Annotated in this window: 15 protein-coding genes, 1 tRNA gene and 1 pseudogene; 16 read left to right on the forward strand and 1 reads right to left on the reverse strand. The window is 68.4% G+C overall.

Features of this window, described 5'->3' with window-relative positions; genetic code table 11:
• The 4 genes and pseudogenes from LIU39_RS33325 to LIU39_RS33340 form a co-directional block, all read left to right on the forward strand.
• Positions 1-233: pseudogene (locus LIU39_RS33325) on the forward strand (hypothetical protein); the annotation flags it as partial.
• A 112-nt stretch (positions 234-345) separates the two neighbouring features.
• A complete protein-coding gene (locus LIU39_RS33330; protein WP_227050704.1) occupies positions 346-945 on the forward strand; it encodes a DUF4232 domain-containing protein in 600 nt (199 codons plus the stop codon).
• Between the two features lie 200 nt (positions 946-1145).
• Positions 1146-1442, forward strand: coding sequence for a type II toxin-antitoxin system VapB family antitoxin (locus tag LIU39_RS33335; RefSeq protein WP_003986294.1), 297 nt, complete (start codon positions 1146-1148; stop codon positions 1440-1442).
• Between the two features lie 142 nt (positions 1443-1584).
• Positions 1585-2241, forward strand: a complete 657-nt coding sequence (locus tag LIU39_RS33340) for a LytR C-terminal domain-containing protein (protein WP_227050705.1) — start codon at positions 1585-1587, stop codon at positions 2239-2241.
• Between the two features lie 83 nt (positions 2242-2324).
• Here LIU39_RS33340 and upp read toward each other — a convergent pair whose 3' ends face one another.
• Positions 2325-2960, reverse strand: coding sequence for a uracil phosphoribosyltransferase (upp, locus tag LIU39_RS33345; protein WP_227050706.1), 636 nt, complete (start codon positions 2958-2960; stop codon positions 2325-2327).
• Between the two features lie 148 nt (positions 2961-3108).
• Here upp and LIU39_RS33350 point away from each other — a divergent pair, with 148 nt between their 5' ends.
• From LIU39_RS33350 to LIU39_RS33405, 12 genes are all read left to right on the forward strand, one after another.
• Positions 3109-3345, forward strand: a complete 237-nt coding sequence (locus LIU39_RS33350) for a hypothetical protein (RefSeq protein ID WP_264483533.1) — start codon at positions 3109-3111, stop codon at positions 3343-3345.
• A gap of 259 nt (positions 3346-3604) precedes the next feature.
• Positions 3605-4141 (forward strand): tRNA adenosine deaminase-associated protein, encoded by a 537-nt coding sequence (locus LIU39_RS33355; protein ID WP_227050710.1) that lies wholly within the window; start codon positions 3605-3607, stop codon positions 4139-4141.
• Positions 4142-4209: 68 nt separating this feature from the next.
• Positions 4210-4752 carry a nucleoside deaminase gene (locus LIU39_RS33360; RefSeq protein ID WP_227050712.1) on the forward strand — a complete coding sequence of 181 codons (543 nt, stop codon included), beginning with the start codon at positions 4210-4212 and terminating at the stop codon, positions 4750-4752.
• A gap of 67 nt (positions 4753-4819) precedes the next feature.
• Positions 4820-4906: transfer RNA gene (locus LIU39_RS33365), tRNA-Ser, on the forward strand.
• A 1257-nt stretch (positions 4907-6163) separates the two neighbouring features.
• Positions 6164-6502: a hypothetical protein gene (locus LIU39_RS33370; protein ID WP_227050714.1), complete on the forward strand. Its 339-nt coding sequence runs from the start codon at positions 6164-6166 to the stop codon at positions 6500-6502.
• 170 nt (positions 6503-6672) lie between these two features.
• Positions 6673-7344 carry an ABC transporter ATP-binding protein gene (locus tag LIU39_RS33375; protein ID WP_227050717.1) on the forward strand — a complete coding sequence of 224 codons (672 nt, stop codon included), beginning with the start codon at positions 6673-6675 and terminating at the stop codon, positions 7342-7344.
• Positions 7341-9566: a hypothetical protein gene (locus LIU39_RS33380; protein ID WP_227050719.1), complete on the forward strand. Its 2226-nt coding sequence runs from the start codon at positions 7341-7343 to the stop codon at positions 9564-9566. The genes LIU39_RS33375 and LIU39_RS33380 overlap by 4 nt, the downstream gene beginning before the upstream one ends.
• On the forward strand, positions 9556-11247 hold the full coding sequence (locus LIU39_RS33385; RefSeq protein WP_227050721.1) for a glycosyltransferase family 39 protein: 1692 nt from the start codon (positions 9556-9558) through the stop codon (positions 11245-11247). The genes LIU39_RS33380 and LIU39_RS33385 overlap by 11 nt, the downstream gene beginning before the upstream one ends.
• Entirely contained in the window at positions 11244-11435 is a 192-nt protein-coding gene (locus tag LIU39_RS33390; RefSeq protein ID WP_227050723.1) for a hypothetical protein, read from the forward strand. Before LIU39_RS33385 ends, LIU39_RS33390 begins: the two co-directional genes overlap by 4 nt.
• A 717-nt stretch (positions 11436-12152) precedes the next feature.
• A complete protein-coding gene (locus tag LIU39_RS33395) occupies positions 12153-13172 on the forward strand; it encodes a polysaccharide deacetylase family protein (RefSeq protein ID WP_227050725.1) in 1020 nt (339 codons plus the stop codon).
• 37 nt (positions 13173-13209) lie between these two features.
• Complete coding sequence (locus tag LIU39_RS33400; RefSeq protein WP_227050727.1) at positions 13210-13845, forward strand: GNAT family N-acetyltransferase; 636 nt, start codon at positions 13210-13212, stop codon at positions 13843-13845.
• 54 nt (positions 13846-13899) lie between these two features.
• Positions 13900-15315, forward strand: coding sequence for a pyridoxal phosphate-dependent decarboxylase family protein (locus tag LIU39_RS33405; RefSeq protein WP_227050729.1), 1416 nt, complete (start codon positions 13900-13902; stop codon positions 15313-15315).
• The last annotated feature ends 209 nt before the right edge of the window (positions 15316-15524 follow it).

Here is a 15524-nt window from a genome sequence, read left to right on the forward strand (position 1 = left end):
CCCCCATCCCCAGCGACCTCACCCCCTTCCCCGACCCGTCCGCCGTCCGGCGCCACCCGTCCCCCTCCCGCACCCCGGACCCCCGCCGGGCCCGCGGCACCCCGTCCGGCACCGCGCCCACGGCGGTCCCGGAACCGGGCAGCGCCCCGATCACCGTCCCCACGCCGTCGTCGCCCGCGTCCTCCACGCCCCGCACCGAAGCCTCCGCGCGGGAGTCGGGACCGTCCTCCTGAACCGCCCGGCGGGTGCGTTAGCCCCGTGTTAGCCGATCGGCAGCACCTGCGTGGAAGATCGCTGTACCGCGGGCCGCCGGCCACCGCAAGGACGTACGCCCAGGGGAGCCCCATGCCGTTCGCCACCGCCGCCGGGCGCCACGGCCGCCGGATCGCGGCCGCCGCACTGCTCACCGCGTCCGCACTGTCGCTCTCCGCCTGCCACGGCGACTCGGGCACCGCCACCGCACCCGCGATCCCCTTCCCTGCCTACGGCAACTCCGCGCCCCACACCGGCACCCCGGTCGCCTGCACCCCCGAAATGCTCACCTTCCGGGCCGGTCCCGCGGGACACGGGAAGCGGCCGGACGGCCCGCTGCTGCTGACCGTCACCAACTACGCCGACAAGACATGCACCTTCGCCGCCCAGCCCTACCCGCTGCTGCGCCTCACCGAAAGACAGCGGGCGGCGGTCCCCGTGATCACGGCCAGCCGCCCCCGGAACCCGGTCTCCCTCGCCCCGCACCAGAGCGCCTACGCCACGATCCGCACCACGACAGGCCACGCCTTCGGGCACCACCACCCGCGGATCTCCCAGTTCGGCGTCGCACTGGCGACAGGAGCCGCACCGGCCCAGGTCGGCCTGGACAGCAGCGGCCCGGTACGCGTCGAGCCGGACACCGCCCGGGTCACGTACTGGCAGGCGCACCGCGCCGACGCCCTCCGCTGGTGAACATCCCGCACCGCGCCCGGCATTCACCGTCCACAGCCTGTGTACAACTCTTGGCGGCCCCGAAAGTCCGGCTCCGCACCCCACCCGCACTCCTGATCTTCGGCACACCGAGGCATCGATCCGGATTTACCGCTGATTGTCTCCTTCATACTCCCGCCGCATGGCTGCGCCCGCGGCCGCTCGCCCGGTAGGCTTTCCGTGTGATCTTCAAGCGCATCGGAAATGGGCGGCCGTACCCGGACCACGGCCGGGAGAGCACCCGTCAGTGGGCGGATGTCGCCCCGCGCCCGGTACGCCTCGACCAGTTGGTGACCACCAAGCAGCAGCTCGACCTCGAAACGCTGCTCGCCGAGGACTCGACGTTCTACGGCGACCTCTTCGCCCACGTCGTGAAGTGGCAGGGCGACCTCTACCTCGAAGACGGGCTGCACCGCGCCGTCCGCGCCGCCCTCCAGCAGCGCCAGGTACTGCACGCCCGGGTGCTCGAACTGGGCTGAGCCCACCCGCCGGCCCCGGCGTGTCCCGCGGCGGCGCCGATCCCAGCTCCCCCTTGCCGCGATTGGCCCTTTTGGGTTGCCTCTCACGCCACGCATTGATCATTTAGTAGGCATGCGCACGGGCCCGCACTACGCTGCGCCCATGAGCATGCTGACGCCCCCTGGCATGGGCGGTAAGAAGTACCGCATCACGGGCGACAGGTATCCGCGGATGCGTCGTCCCCGACACCGCCGCCGGATCGCCCTCACCCTCGTCGCGGCGGTCTGCGTCCTGGGCCTGGCCGGCTGGGGCACCCTGCAGCTCATCGATGTCTTCGGCGGCACCGCGGGCAAGGCCCAGGCCGCCGAGAACAAGAGGAAATGCGGGGACAGGCGGCCCGACGAGGGCAGAAAACCGGCCAGGCCCGCAGCCGGCACCCCGCTGCCCAAGCCCGCGGCCGTGACCGTCAACGTCTTCAACGCCACCCCGCGCGGCGGCCTCGCCAAGCGCACCGCCGACGCACTGGAAAAGCGCGGCTTCAGGATCGGCGAGGTCGGCAACGCACCGGCGGCCTACGACAAGAAGGTCACCGCCAGCGGCCTGCTGCTCGGCCCGAAGGCGTCGGCCGACGGCCCGCTGAAGGTGCTCGGCACCCAGCTCACCGGCGCCCGGCAGAAGACCGACGACCGCAAGGACACGTCCGTCGACCTGATCATCGGCGACGCCTTCAAGGACCTGACCGCGGCGAAGGACGCCGAGAAGTCCCTGGCGCAGCTCAACCGTCCCGCCCCGACGACGCCCGCTCCCGAGAAGTGCTGACGCGTCCCCTGCAAAACTGACCCGGGCCCCTCGCCGTAGCGGCGAGGGGCCCGGGTGGTGTCCGTGGTGGGTACGGGCAGGCGTCAGCCCGCCGTGCCGTACATCCGGTCGCCCGCGTCGCCGAGTCCCGGCACGATGTACCGGTCGGCGTTCAGGTGCTCGTCGACCGCGGCGGTGACCACCGTCACGGGCGTGCCGGCCAGGTCGCGCTCCATGACCTCGACACCCTCCGGCGCGGCCAGCAGGCAGATCGCCGTGACGTCGTCGGCACCGCGCTTGATCAGCTCGCGGATCGCGGCGACCAGCGTGCCGCCGGTGGCCAGCATCGGGTCGACGACGTACACCTGACGGCCGGAGAGGTCGTCGGGCATCCGGGTGGCGTAGGTCTGCGCCTCGTACGTCTCTTCGTTGCGCACCATGCCCATGAAGCCGACCTCGGCCGTGGGCAGCAGCCGGACCATGCCGTCCAGCATGCCGAGACCGGCCCGCAGGATCGGGACGACCATGGGGCGCGGGTGGGACAGCCGCACGCCGGTGGTCGTCGTCACCGGGGTCTCGATCTCGACCTGCTCGGTACGCACATCGCGGGTGGCCTCGTACGCGAGCAGGGTGACCAGCTCGTCGGCGAGCCGCCGGAACGTGGGGGAATCGGTGCGCTTGTCGCGCAGCGTGGTGAGTTTGTGCGCCACCAGCGGGTGGTCGACGACGTGGATCCGCATGACATCGACACTAACCGAGCCGGAGGGCCCCGGCGCCCGCCCGGTGCCCCGCCCAGGCGCTCACCCGGCCCGCAGGAGCCGGGGCATCAAACCGCCGCATCGCGGGAAAGGGGGCACGTACCCCGGTGCGCCGGCTCGGCCCCGGGCGATGACCTCCTCCCGAGGTGGTGTGTGCCGCGTGGCCGACCCCCAGCCGTCCGACGACACGCCGGACCCCGCGTCCGGCGCCCGCGAGGCCGAGAGCGACGCGGCGCGCCGGCGGCGACGGGCCCAATTCCTCCGCGAGTTGCACGAGGCGAAGGAGCTGCGGGACCGCGTACAGCCGCGCCGCGCACGGGCCGCCCGGATGCGTCAGGCCGTGCGGATGCGCACGTTCCGCTGGTAGCCGCGGCCGGACCCGCGCCACCTGGGCGGCGAGGCGCCACGCGCGGGCCCGCACACCGTTCGCCCGCGCCCGGGAACGCCCCACGCCCCCGCCCGCGCTCCGGCACGTGAGCGACATCTCTCACAACCGCCGCACGACGCAGCGCCGAAGACCCCGCGCGGACGCGTTGTTTCTGCCACGATTCCGACGGGGGCGGGACCAGTGGCGCATCCGCGTCGCCCCGCCCGGCCCGGCACGTTAAGACAGTGGGAGAGTCACGGTGTACTTCGCCGCACTGCTCGCGCGCACCGAAGACGGGTGGGAAGCGAGCGATACGGAGCTCGACGATGTGGAAACGCTGACCGATCTGGCCGATCTGGCCCGGGAGGCGGCGGTCGACGACGACACGGTGGTCGCGTTCATCGAACAGGAGGACGCGTGGTTCGGCGTCGTCCGCGTGGACGGCGAGGACGACCCTCGCATCTTCGTCTCGCACGCGGCCGCCGCCGCCAAAAGCTCGTACGGCGCCATGCTGACCGACGAACTGCTCGGCCGCGAGGACGACGACGCGTCCGACCTCGACAGCCTCGACCTGGACGGTACGGAGGACGGCGAACCCGAAACGGATCCGAACGACGACAACGAGACGACGGCGGAGTCCACGAGCCACGCGCCGCCACCCGGCCCGCTGGGGGACGTCGAACTCCTCAGCGACCTGGGCGTCGAGCCGAAAGAGCTGCTCGTGCTCGAAAGCGACGCCCTGTCCCAGATCGCCGACGCCCTCGGCTGCACGGACGTTCTTGAGGCCGTGCGCTGAGCCCCGCCGGGCCCGCGTCCGCCCTGTGCCGGGCCCGCGCTCCCGGTCACGTCCCCGACACTGGGGACATGACCGTCCCCCCATCCGCCCCCTTCCCCTCCCCGGCGCCCGACCCGCTGCGCGATCCCTGGATCGCACCGATGCGGCAGGCGCTGGCGGAGGCCGCGCACGCCCCCGCGACCGGTGACGTCCCGGTGGGCGCCCTCGTGCTGTCCGCCGACGGCGCCGTACTCGGCACCGGCCACAACACCCGCGAGGCCACCGGCGACCCGACGGCGCACGCCGAGGTCCTCGCACTGCGGGCGGCCGCCCGCACCCTGCGCGACACCGCACTCCACGACACCGCCGGCGAGCGCCGCGCCGGCGACTGGCGGCTGACCGGCTGCACCCTCGTCGTCACTCTCGAACCCTGCACGATGTGCGCGGGCGCGATCGTGCTCTCCCGCGTCGACCGCGTCGTCTACGGCGCCTACGACGCGAAGGCCGGCGCCGTCGGCTCCCTCTGGGACGTGGTCCGCGACCGCCGCATCAACCACCGCCCCGAGGTCATCACCGGCGTACTCGAAGCGGACTGCGCGGCCCTCCTGACCACCTTCTTCCGCGACCGCTGACCCCGCCCGCGACGGCCCCCGGCATCCGATTTCGGCGCACGGGCCCTCTTGGGCTAAGCTCTCTCTCGGTAGCGTGTCCGAGCGGCCGAAGGAGCGCGCCTCGAAAGCGCGTGAGGGGGCAACTCCTCCGTGGGTTCAAATCCCACCGCTACCGCTTGTAACACCCCTCTGAACTGCGGAAACGTGGTCAGGGGGGTGTTTTGCGTGTTGCACGTGCAGCACATTGTGTTGCACAGGAACCCCAACGAGAGCGCTTCTGTCGCCAACTCCCCTACGAGCAAGGGCTTCTGAAGCAGCCCTCGGTGGGACCGCCACCCACGGATTCCAGCGAGGTGAGCGCGACGTTCCCCGATGCCGGAGTCGGGCTGCTGGTTCTGGCTCGCGGGCATCTCGGACACCGGGCACGCGAGCACCCGCGACAACCGCTCCCGTCGGCACCCCGGCGGAGAACCGGACCGAATGACTGGCCCGGTGCCTCGATCCCAGCAGTCCCTTGGCGGACCTCCGCGGTCCAGCCGACCGTTCACGGGCCATCGGCGCGGCCATACGGGTCGGCCGGGCAAGAGGCGGCCCCGCGGCGGACATCGCCCGGAGCGTCGAGATCACGGCAGCGGCGGGACGCCCCCTGAGTCTCTGGTGACCCACGCTTCGACTCACGACCTGGAATATTTCACGCCCATGTCCAGGAGCACCGCTCGGTTCGCGGCGGACGCCGCTGCGGCGATACAGATGATCAACCGCGTACCGTCGCGCCCGACCCCCTGTCTTACCCGCCGCAGGTCAGCGAGATCGCGCAGCCGCTCGCGACGATGATCGTCCGTGCAGTCCCGCAGAAACTGGCGCACACAAATCCGCAACTTTCGGCTCCGCCTCGGTGAAGGTCGATGCCGAGCACCGAAGCCACTGGAGACCGGGGCGTCATGCACTCCCACGTCAGCGACGCGATGCAGAGTGAGCCGGCTGGCCCGGCAGATCGCTCACGCCCGGAAGGCTGGCCGCGCCCTCGCCGTACCGACTGCTTCCAGGACACAGGCTGAACGTGAGCAGGCCCCGCCCGAGATCTGCCCGGAGGCCGGCCGCTCGATCGACAGGTCTCGTTCGAGGCTGCCTCGCCCCGTCCGCTATCCAATGAATCAGCAGATATCACCCACATTAACTCCTGGCCGATGATGTCGTTCCTACTGCTCAAACTCAGCCAATCCTTCACCTTGAGTCACTTGCTCCGATCGCGGCGATTTATCCTTTTATGTCGATATTGGTCACTGCTTTTCGCTTGAAGTGCAGTGCAAGGTTCCGGACATTTGAGCGATCGAACATTTGATCGCGCTCAGGTGGAGTTCGTACTTTATGGCGCACTCAAGGGTTGTTCCGGCAACAGTGCCGAAACACCCATTCAGGGAGGGATTGCAGAATGAAGAAGACGGTCGTGGGCCTCGTGGTCGTCGGCACGACGCTGATGGGGGCGACTTCGGCGTCTGCTCTCGAGGCGTGGTCGCCGGGCGGCCAGGCGTACTCCTACACGCGATCGAACAATGACCAGGTCGGCCTGAAGATGCACAAGGTCAACGTCAAGGCCCACGCTGACTACTACCGGACCACGGATCCGTCCGACTACTACACCCTGTGGAACAAGTCGGGGATCAACGGGAGCACCGTCTACAGCAACCACGGGGGCAAGGTCACGCAGCTCCGCACCTGCAACTGGGTGCCGGACAACGACGACGAGTGCAGCAAGTTCAACCGCGGCTGATGCCATGCCGGGTGGCTTGAACGCTCAGTCACCCCCAACGCAGAAGTTGAGGATCAAAAGGCAGGAGGGGCGACGGAACCGCCGCCCCTCCTGCCTTGTCGTGCCAGGTTGATGACTGGCGAGAGTGCTCCAGGGGGCAGGGAATGGACGGCGCAGCAACAGTGGAGCCGATGCTGGCAGTAACCGGTCTTCGGTACGAGGTCGCTGACCGGGTGCTGCTTGACGGAGTGGACCTGAAGGTGTCTGCAGGGCAGTCGGCGGCGGTGGTGGGGCCGAGCGGAAGCGGCAAGAGCACACTGCTCGGCTGCCTCCTGGGGCTGATCCGACCGTCGGCAGGGTCGGTGCAGGTAGCCGGTGGCGACATCGCCAAGATGCGTCGGCGGGCGTTGGAACGGCACCGCAGCAGGCACATGGGAGTGGTCTTCCAGTTCGGGGAGCTGCTGCCCGAACTGACCCCGGTGGAGAACGTCGCGTTGGCGGCCCTGCTGGGCGGAAGCAAGGCCCAGCGGGCGTACCAGCGCGCCGAGGAACTGCTCGGTGAACTCTCCGTGCCCTACCGGGGAGTGCCCACCGGCCGGCTTTCCGGCGGCGAGCGGCAGCGCACCGCTGTAGCGCGCGCTTTGATCAACGACCCCGCCGTACTGCTGGCCGACGAACCGACTGGGGCACTCGACGCCGCAACCCGCGACAGCGTGACAGAGGTGTTGTTCGCGGTGACCAGACGACACGACTGTGCACTGGTCGTCGTCACGCATGACGCCGAGGTGGCTGACCGGGCGGACCGTTGCTGGGAACTCAAGAACGCCACGCTCGTGCGGCGTGACCCGGGAGTCCGGTCATGAGGGAGCGCTCACTGTCGGGGCAGCTTCTGCGCATGGGCCGGGCCTCGGGGCTGCGGGCGGGCGGCGGTCACGTCAGGGCGGTTGCCCTGCTGCTGGCCACCGCCGTGCTGACGCTGGGCCTGACGTCGATGGTTGCGGTGCACGCAACTTACGAAGGCATCGAACTCCGCTCGGCGAACCGGGCGTTGCAGTTCAAGGATGCCTTTCCTGATCGCCACCCGGTGGCCTTGGGCAAGAATGACTTCGACGAGATCGATGGCCGGCAATTCAGCCTGGTCTACCTGCGTCCGCTGGCCAAGGACATGCCACTTCCCCCAGGCATTGATCAGTGGCCGGCTCCGGGCGAAGCGCTGCTGTCTCCAAGCCTCGTGCAGGCTCTGGAGTCTGAAGGAGCCGTAGGCCGGTACGGCAAGCTGGTTGGAACAATTCGCGATGAAGGGCTGGCCAGTCCGGGGGAAAAGTACGGCTATGTCAACCCCACCGACCGGCAGTTGGACAAGAAGGCGGCTCTCTCCATCGTCGGGTTCGGTGGGGAGAAGGGGCTGCGGACCGGCGATCCGCTGTTCGTCGCCGACGAAGGGAAGTTCCTGACAGCCCTCTATCTGATTCTGCTGCCGGCCGGAGCTCTCGCTGTTGTCGCTGCCCGTATGGGATCGGCGGGACGTGACAAGCGCACGGCGCTGGTCAGCGCCCTGGGCGGCGGCGGGCGCCACCGAGTCCTGCTCAATGTCGGGGAGTCCGCGGCCCCGATACTCGCGGGCGCAGCCCTGGGAATGCTCCCTGGCCTGTGCGTGATGGCCGCAGGAAACCTCCGGCTTCCCTGGATCAACTACTGGGTTTCGGCAGCTGACCTGCAACGCTGGTGGTGGGCGGTTCCGGTGATGGGATGCGCCGCCGCAGCTGTGCTGCTCCTGCTCGTGTGCGCGTTGCACCGCACGGGGCGGCGCCGAAGGACACGCGCCACACGACTTGCCGCCCACAAGGGGCACATGGTGCGTTGGGCTGCTCTCGCCTGCCCGCTGCTGGTGGTCGGCACCGTCTGGGGGCCGGCTCAGCTCGACCCTGCCCAGTATGCCGATCTCAGAATGAAGCTGTACAACACCGGCGTGGTGGCCGCCATGGCGACCTTGCCGTGCGCAGTCGCGGTCGGTGCCGCCGCTCTCGGCGCTCGGCTGGCCCGCTCAACGCGACGCACCGGCGGCGCGGGCGCTCTCATCGCCGGCCGACACGCGTCCGCGCACCCAGGAGTGGTCTCTCGCCTGGTCGCCGGGGTCGGCATCGCGCTGGTACTGGTGAGCCAGGTTCAGCTGAAGAACTCCCAGTTCGGCGAAAGCGCGCGGGCCGCGCAAGCCACGGTGAACAGAGTCGGAACCAGCATGCTGCTCATGCACATTGATGCCGGCGTCCTGACACGACAGCAGTTGGACCCGGTTCTCCAGCGCTTCCCGCGGGGAACGGAGATGATCGCACTGTATCCGCCGACGGACTCGGCTCCAGGGGCCGCGGTTCGGCTCCAGGGCTCGTGTCCGGCGTTGCAGGCCGTGCAACTCACCTGCTCGCGTGAGCCCACTTCCACCGCTGTGCGTAGTGCCGACCAGCGGATCGCCGAAGCCGTCCTCTGGACCAGCCCTGGCGGTGAGCGAATAGCGGCACAACAAGGGCCTGTGCTGCCAACCGGTACGGGCAGCGCTCCCCGAACCGTCGTGCTGGCCTCATCCGACGGCAAGGACCTTCCCGAGGCGCAGATCAACCAGCTCTTGAGGGACGCCCTGCCGCTGGCCGCGGTCACCGTCGAATCACCCGGTGGCTCATGGCTGGTCGGTGCCAATAACCAAGTCGCCCATGGCCGCTGGGCCATCTTCTTCGGCCTCCCCGGTGTGCTGATCGTCGCCCTTGGCATCGTCCTCGCCAACCTCGCCGAATTCCTGCGATTCAGCCACGTGGTCGCTCCCCTGAGCGTGCTCACCGGTGAACGCAAGATCTACTACTCCACGGCCCTGTGGACATTGCTGGTCCCGATGCTCGCGACGATCGCCACCAGCGTCATCGTCGCATCCTGGCTGGCCATGCCTCAGGTGAGCGAGGCCAATGGCGTGGAGCTGTCCAGCGGGATGCTCACCGCGACGGCGGGAGCCCTTGCCACGCTCGCCGTACTGACTTGGTGGTGGGGCTCCCGTGCAGCGCAGCGCCAGTCGTCGCAGTGGCGTCCGCATGGCGAGTGACCAGCGGGTCCTGCGAGGGGCCCCGGATGACGGCGGAGTCGGTGCCGAGCAGGACGGCAGGAATGGCCTGGATGCCGCCGGGACGTTCGGACGGTCGGACCGGACCGCCCACGGCACCATGGGAAAGTTCAGGGGCGCAGTGCGGCACGGCCGCGTGGCCATCTTCCTCAGCCCGGCCGTCCTTTCGCTCGCTCTGGGGCTGTGGGGTATCACGCGTGAATACAGCATGTGGCGCGACGAGGCGGCAACTTGGCAGTCAGCGCATCGGTCCCTGGCCGAGATAGGGCACCTCGTCGGCCAGGTCGACGTCGTCCATGGCCTCTACTACGTGGTGATGCACGGGGTGTTCGCCCTCTTCGGCGACAGTCTGGTCACCCTGCGGCTGCCCTCCGTCCTCGCCACCGCCACCGCGTGCGGCCTGACGGCGCTCGTCGGCGCCCGGCTTTCGGACCGCTGGGCCGGGATAGGTGCGGGGCTGGCCCTGGCGGTCATTCCGGCAGTCCAGGAGTTCGCCCAAGAGGGCCGCTCGTACGCCCTTGTCCTCGCCTTCGTGGTACTCGCTACCTGGCTTCTCATAAGCGCCCTTGAGCGGCCGGGCAGTCGGCGGTGGGCCTGGTATGCGGTGGCCATTCTGATCGCCGCGCTGCTCAACTGGTTCTCGCTGTTCGCGCTGGTCGCGCACGGTGTGACGGTGGCGTGTGGCCGCCCTGACCGCGCTCGACGGGTTGGGTGGCTGTTGGCCGCCTTCGGGGCTGTTCTCGCGGCCCTGCCGCTGATCCTGGCCAGCCGGGCCCAAGCCTCGCAGGTCTCCTGGATCAAGCCGCTCGGCTGGTCGACGCTACTCGGCGTGCTGGTCACCGTGACGATCACAGCCCTCTGCTCACGGCTGGCGCACGCGCGCATGCCGGGGAGCATACGCGAGCACGCGCCTCGGGCACGCGTGAACCTGGCCACCGTCGGACTCCCGCTCTGTGCGGTCCCCCAGGTCGGTCTGACGTTGATCTCCCTGATCAAACCTCTCTACGTGACGCGCTATGTGCTGTTCGCGTATGCAGGTCTCGCGCTCCTCATAGGCGCCCTCCTCGCCGTGCTCGCGACGCGACTGAGAACACCCGCCGCCATACTGCTCCCCGCCGCTCTCGCCTCGGCCTTCCTGGCGCTTCTCCCGATCGAGCTCCGCGTGCGTACCGAACAGAACCGCGTCGACGATGTACTTACCGCGGCAGCCGCTGTCGGCCAGGTCCGCGGCGCTGCCGACGGCGTGCTCTACATTCCCGCCGCACGCCGCGACACCGCCCTTGTCTCACCCCACGCGTTCGCGGGCCTGCGGGACCTGGCCTTGGCCCAGGGACCGGTGGAGTCAGGAACCCTGAAGGGCATAGAGGCCGGGCCGCGCGACATAGAGCGCGCGATACTGGGCGCTCGGCGCATAGTGCTTGTCACCGATCCCGGGCCCCGCCAAGACGACTCGACAGCCGACCGTGCCAAGCAACGCACCCTGGGCGCACACTTCGTGCGCTGTGCGGACAGTGTCGAACGGGGCCGCCGGGTGAGCGTCTACGAACGGCGTGAGCCAGCCAGGTACGGCGAGATGTGCACCAGGTCATCCGGCTCGACCGTCCACCCCTCTTCCAGCAGCTGGCGGGCGATCTCGACGATGCCAGGGCGTCGCGAAAAATGACCGCATTCGTAACCTCCGTGGCCCTCCGCCCCTCCGGGCAGAACCTCATCGCCACCGGCACCTACATCGAGATGACCACCCGTATCCTCGAAACAACCCTCCTCGGCTTCGGTGTCCCCGCCATCCGCAGCCGCATCAAGCGCTGGTCACCACACCGCTTCCACCTGCTACGGCTTCACAGTCTGTAACCAGAACGGGTCGACGACTCAGCCCGTTTCACCTCGCCGAGAATAATTGCTCATGCAAATATCCGTGGCCGCGCACAGAACCCCGGTGTCGCGGGGCGAGCCCCGACGGCATGTGTCGCACGTGCAGCACATGCCGTCATCGAGCAGCACGGAACGCCATCCAGCGGCACCGAAACACCCCTGCCCATCTGGGCATCCGGAAAAAATTGCAGGTGAGAAGCATCATCTTGACGGGTTCAAATCCCACCGCTACCGCTCATGAGCTGGTTTTTCTGGGTTGCATTCGACCCCGCCGAAGCCGTGGCGGGCAGGGGACATTCCGGGTCATCCGGCGTGCCAACGGGAACGGCACGCAGGAGGGCGAGGACTTCGCTGACGGGACGTCGGTACAGCGGTTCCGGCGACTCCGCCGCACCCCCTCGAACCATGGGGCCCAGCTCGCCGAGTCGCTCTCTCGCTCCTCATAAATACTGCGGGGCGGCCCGGTCCGCGAGAGTCCGACAGCGGGCAGTTTACGCGCTTCCGGTCTCCGGTTCTCACCGACGGCGTGACCAATCCCGAGGGTTGACCATGGGAATCGGCCTGCGGCACATCATGACGTCACGAGATCGAACACCATGCGTTCGGAGTTCCGACTGGACAGTCAATCATCGAAGTGCGCAACTTCTCTTCACAGTTGCAAGTAATCAGGTTCACCGGCAACTTACCACTCGTTCCATGGCATTCGTGAGCAGTGGCTCCGGGGATCCCTGGACGCTGGAACGGATGCTCCATGGAGAACCAGATGAACATGTCGGGACGGCCGGCACAGAGCACGTTCCCCGAGCAGCCCTGGCGCTGGCCGGAGGGAAAATGGAGAAACCTCGCCAGCCGGGTTGGCTGCGGGGGAGATCGGACTCTTCCGGCTGGCCCGAAAAGGCTTCCGTTGCCGTGGCCATCAGCTTTGACGTCGACAACGAGACGGCGGCTTTCTGCCTGAAAGAAACTTCTCCCGGCCGCATTTCGCAATCACATTACGGTGCGCGGGTCGGCCTTCCGAAAATCCTTGAACTGCTCACGGCGTTCAACGTCCGGGCTTCCTTCTTCATCCCGGCCGTTTCGGTTCAGCTCGACCCGCAGGGCGTCGAGTCCATTCAGGCCGAGGGGCACGAGACCGGGGCGCACGGCTGGATCCACGAACGGTGCAGCGAACTATCCGAGCAGGAGGAGTCCGATCTGGCCGGACGCAGCCTGGAAGTCCTCCGCCGCTATACCGGTACAGCACCTCGGGGTATGCGTACGCCCTGGTGGGACCTCAGCGCGCACACGTTGCCGATCGCGCAGCGCCTCGGCCTGATGTACGACTCCTCCATGATGGCCGACGATGAACCCTACGAGCTGCTGAATCATGGCAAGCACACCGGAATGATGGAAATTCCCGTCGCCTGGATCCGGGACGATGCCCCCTATTTTCCTGACAACCCGGCAGACCGGCAGGCCATGGCACCTCGTCAAGTTTTGCAGATATGGAAGGACAAGTTCGATGGCGCTCTCGCCGCCGGCGGCCTCTTCCAGCTCACCTTGCACCCTCATGTGATCGGCCACCGGTCACGCGTGCTGATCCTGCGAGAACTGCTGGCCTACATCACCGGGTGTGCGCACGAAGGGGTCTGGTACGCCACACACGAAGAGGTGGCACGGCACACGGGAAGCAGGATCGACATGCGGGCTCGCGATGTGCAAAAACTCCAGCCCTGATCACCCTTCCCACTCGATTACACGGAGGACGGACCTCATGAATTTCACGGAACTGGCAACCGATTTTTCCTGCCGTCTCGCTGCTTCCGGCGATCAGGACGCCATGGTGTCGACCTACCGGGAATCCTTCGCCGATGACCCCGTGTTCCAATGGATATTTCCCGATGAGGAGACGCGTAAATCCCTCCTGGAAAAGTTTTTTACGGTCATGATCGGGCACACCTTCTCTCATGGCGGCTTTGCCTTGCAAGCCAAAGATTACGGAGCCGTCAGCATGTTCTTCCCACCCGATGCCGTGATGCAGCCGGAAGAAGCCAAGAACCACCTTCTCCATTCGCTGCGTCATGAACTCGGGCCCGAATCGGAAATGATCGTCCACGTCCTGACCACACTCGACGCCCGACACCCCAAGGACTTCCCGCCCCACTACTACGGCACCTTTGTGGCCGCTCACCCGCAGGAGCAGGGCAACGGCCTGGGCACCCGCCTCAAGCGATGCGTCTTCGCACTGGCGGACCAGGACGGGGCCGGTGCCTACGCGGAAGCTTCGTCGCCGCGGAACCTGGCCCTGTACGAGCGTCTGGGGCAGCGCCGGCTGGGACCTGCGGTGACGCTGCCCGGCGGACCGCAGATCTTTCCCATCTGGCGACCACCGGTGGCAGCCGTCGGCTGACCCCGCCGCAATCCCGCCGTCGCCGCCTCCTGGCTCATGGCACAGCGAGATGAGATGAGCGAAAAATTCGATCCGCGGAACACGAGCAACGGCCGGGTCACCCCTACGGAGTCCGACCTCCTGGACGCCGTGGCCAAGTACGCCCGCGCGTTCCTGGAGACACCGCGACCGGTGCGGCCCCGCGCCCCGGACCGCCTCGACCACCTGCTGGGCGGAGCCCTGCCCCGTGCGGGAAACACACAGCTCACGACGTTGCGCCTCCTCATCGAGGCCGGTGAGACGGGACTGATGCCCTCAGGGGATTCGCGCAGCTTCGGCTATGTGATCGGTGGCGCACTGCCGATCGGGATCGCCTCCGACTGGCTGGTGAGCCTCTGGGACCAGTGCGCGGCCGTCTACGAGACCAGTCCCCTGGCTTCGGTTGCCGAAGAGGTCTGCGAACGCTGGCTGACCGACCTGTTCGCGCTGCCGAGGGATACGGCGATAGGGCTGACTTCGGGATGCACCACGGCGAATCTGGCGTGCCTGGCGGCCGCCAGGCAGGAGCAGTTCCACGCGGTGGGGTGGGACGTCAACGAGCGGGGAATGGACCGGTCCCCGCCCTTGACCGTCCTGGTCGGGGAGCACACCCATGTCTCCGTGCTCCGGTGCCTGCGACTGCTGGGCCTGGGGGGCCAGGTCGTCCGCGTCCACGCCGGCAACGACGGTCGCATGGACGTGCACCACCTGTCCGAGCTGGTGGCCCGGATGACCGGCGGCCTCATCGTGTGCGGACAAGTCGGTTCCACGGACTGCGGCTCGGTGGATCCCCTCTCCGAGATCGCCGGCCTCACCCGAGCGCACGGAGGCTGGCTCCACCTGGATGCGGCCTTCGGCATGTGGGCCGCCGCGTCCCCCGCCCTACGCCCGCTGCTGCAGGGGCTGGAGCTGGCGGACTCCTGGGCCTGCGACGGCCACAAGTGGCTGAACACGCCCCACGACTGCGGGATCGCCCTGTGCGCCCACCCGGCACCGCTACGCGAGGCGGTGCGCTTCAACGCGGACTACCTGCAGACCACCGAACGCACCGGGAGGGATCCGATGGATCACCGGGTGGAGATCTCGCAGCGCGCCAGGGCGCTGACTCTCTGGGCGGTCCTGCACCACGAGGGCAGCCAGGGGATAGCCGCCGTCATCGAACGCAACTGCACCGCGGCCCGGACACTGGGCCGCCTCCTCGAACCGGAAACCGACATCGACCTGTTGGCGCCGGTGACGCTCAATCAGGTGCTGCTGCACATCGGTGACGAGCAGCACATCCGGGCCGTGGTGGACAGTCTCAACAGCAGCGGCACCTGCTGGGTCACCCCCACCACCTGGACCGGCCAGGCCGCGGTGCGGATCTCCGTGACCAACTGGCAAAGCGGCCGGGAGAGCGCCGAGGCCACCGCCGCCGCGTTCCTCCGGGCCCACCGGGAAGCACACACCTGACGGCCGAACTCGGCCTCGCCCGTGAACCTGACACCAAACGTGCCGAGGGTGCGCCCGGCTCCGGGAGGCGGCGCGGCGCTGCCTTGTCCGTTCGTGTGTGGTGTGTTTGCGGGACGTGAGTGAGGCGTTGCCGGGACGTCAGCGGCCCCGGGAAAAGTGGTGTCCACACCGCGGGAACGGTCAAAGGAAAGTCCCGCACGAATCGCAGG

The sequence above is a fragment of the Streptomyces pinistramenti genome (assembly GCF_020564935.1).
GTDB classification, from domain to species: Bacteria; Actinomycetota; Actinomycetes; order Streptomycetales; family Streptomycetaceae; genus Streptomyces; species Streptomyces pinistramenti.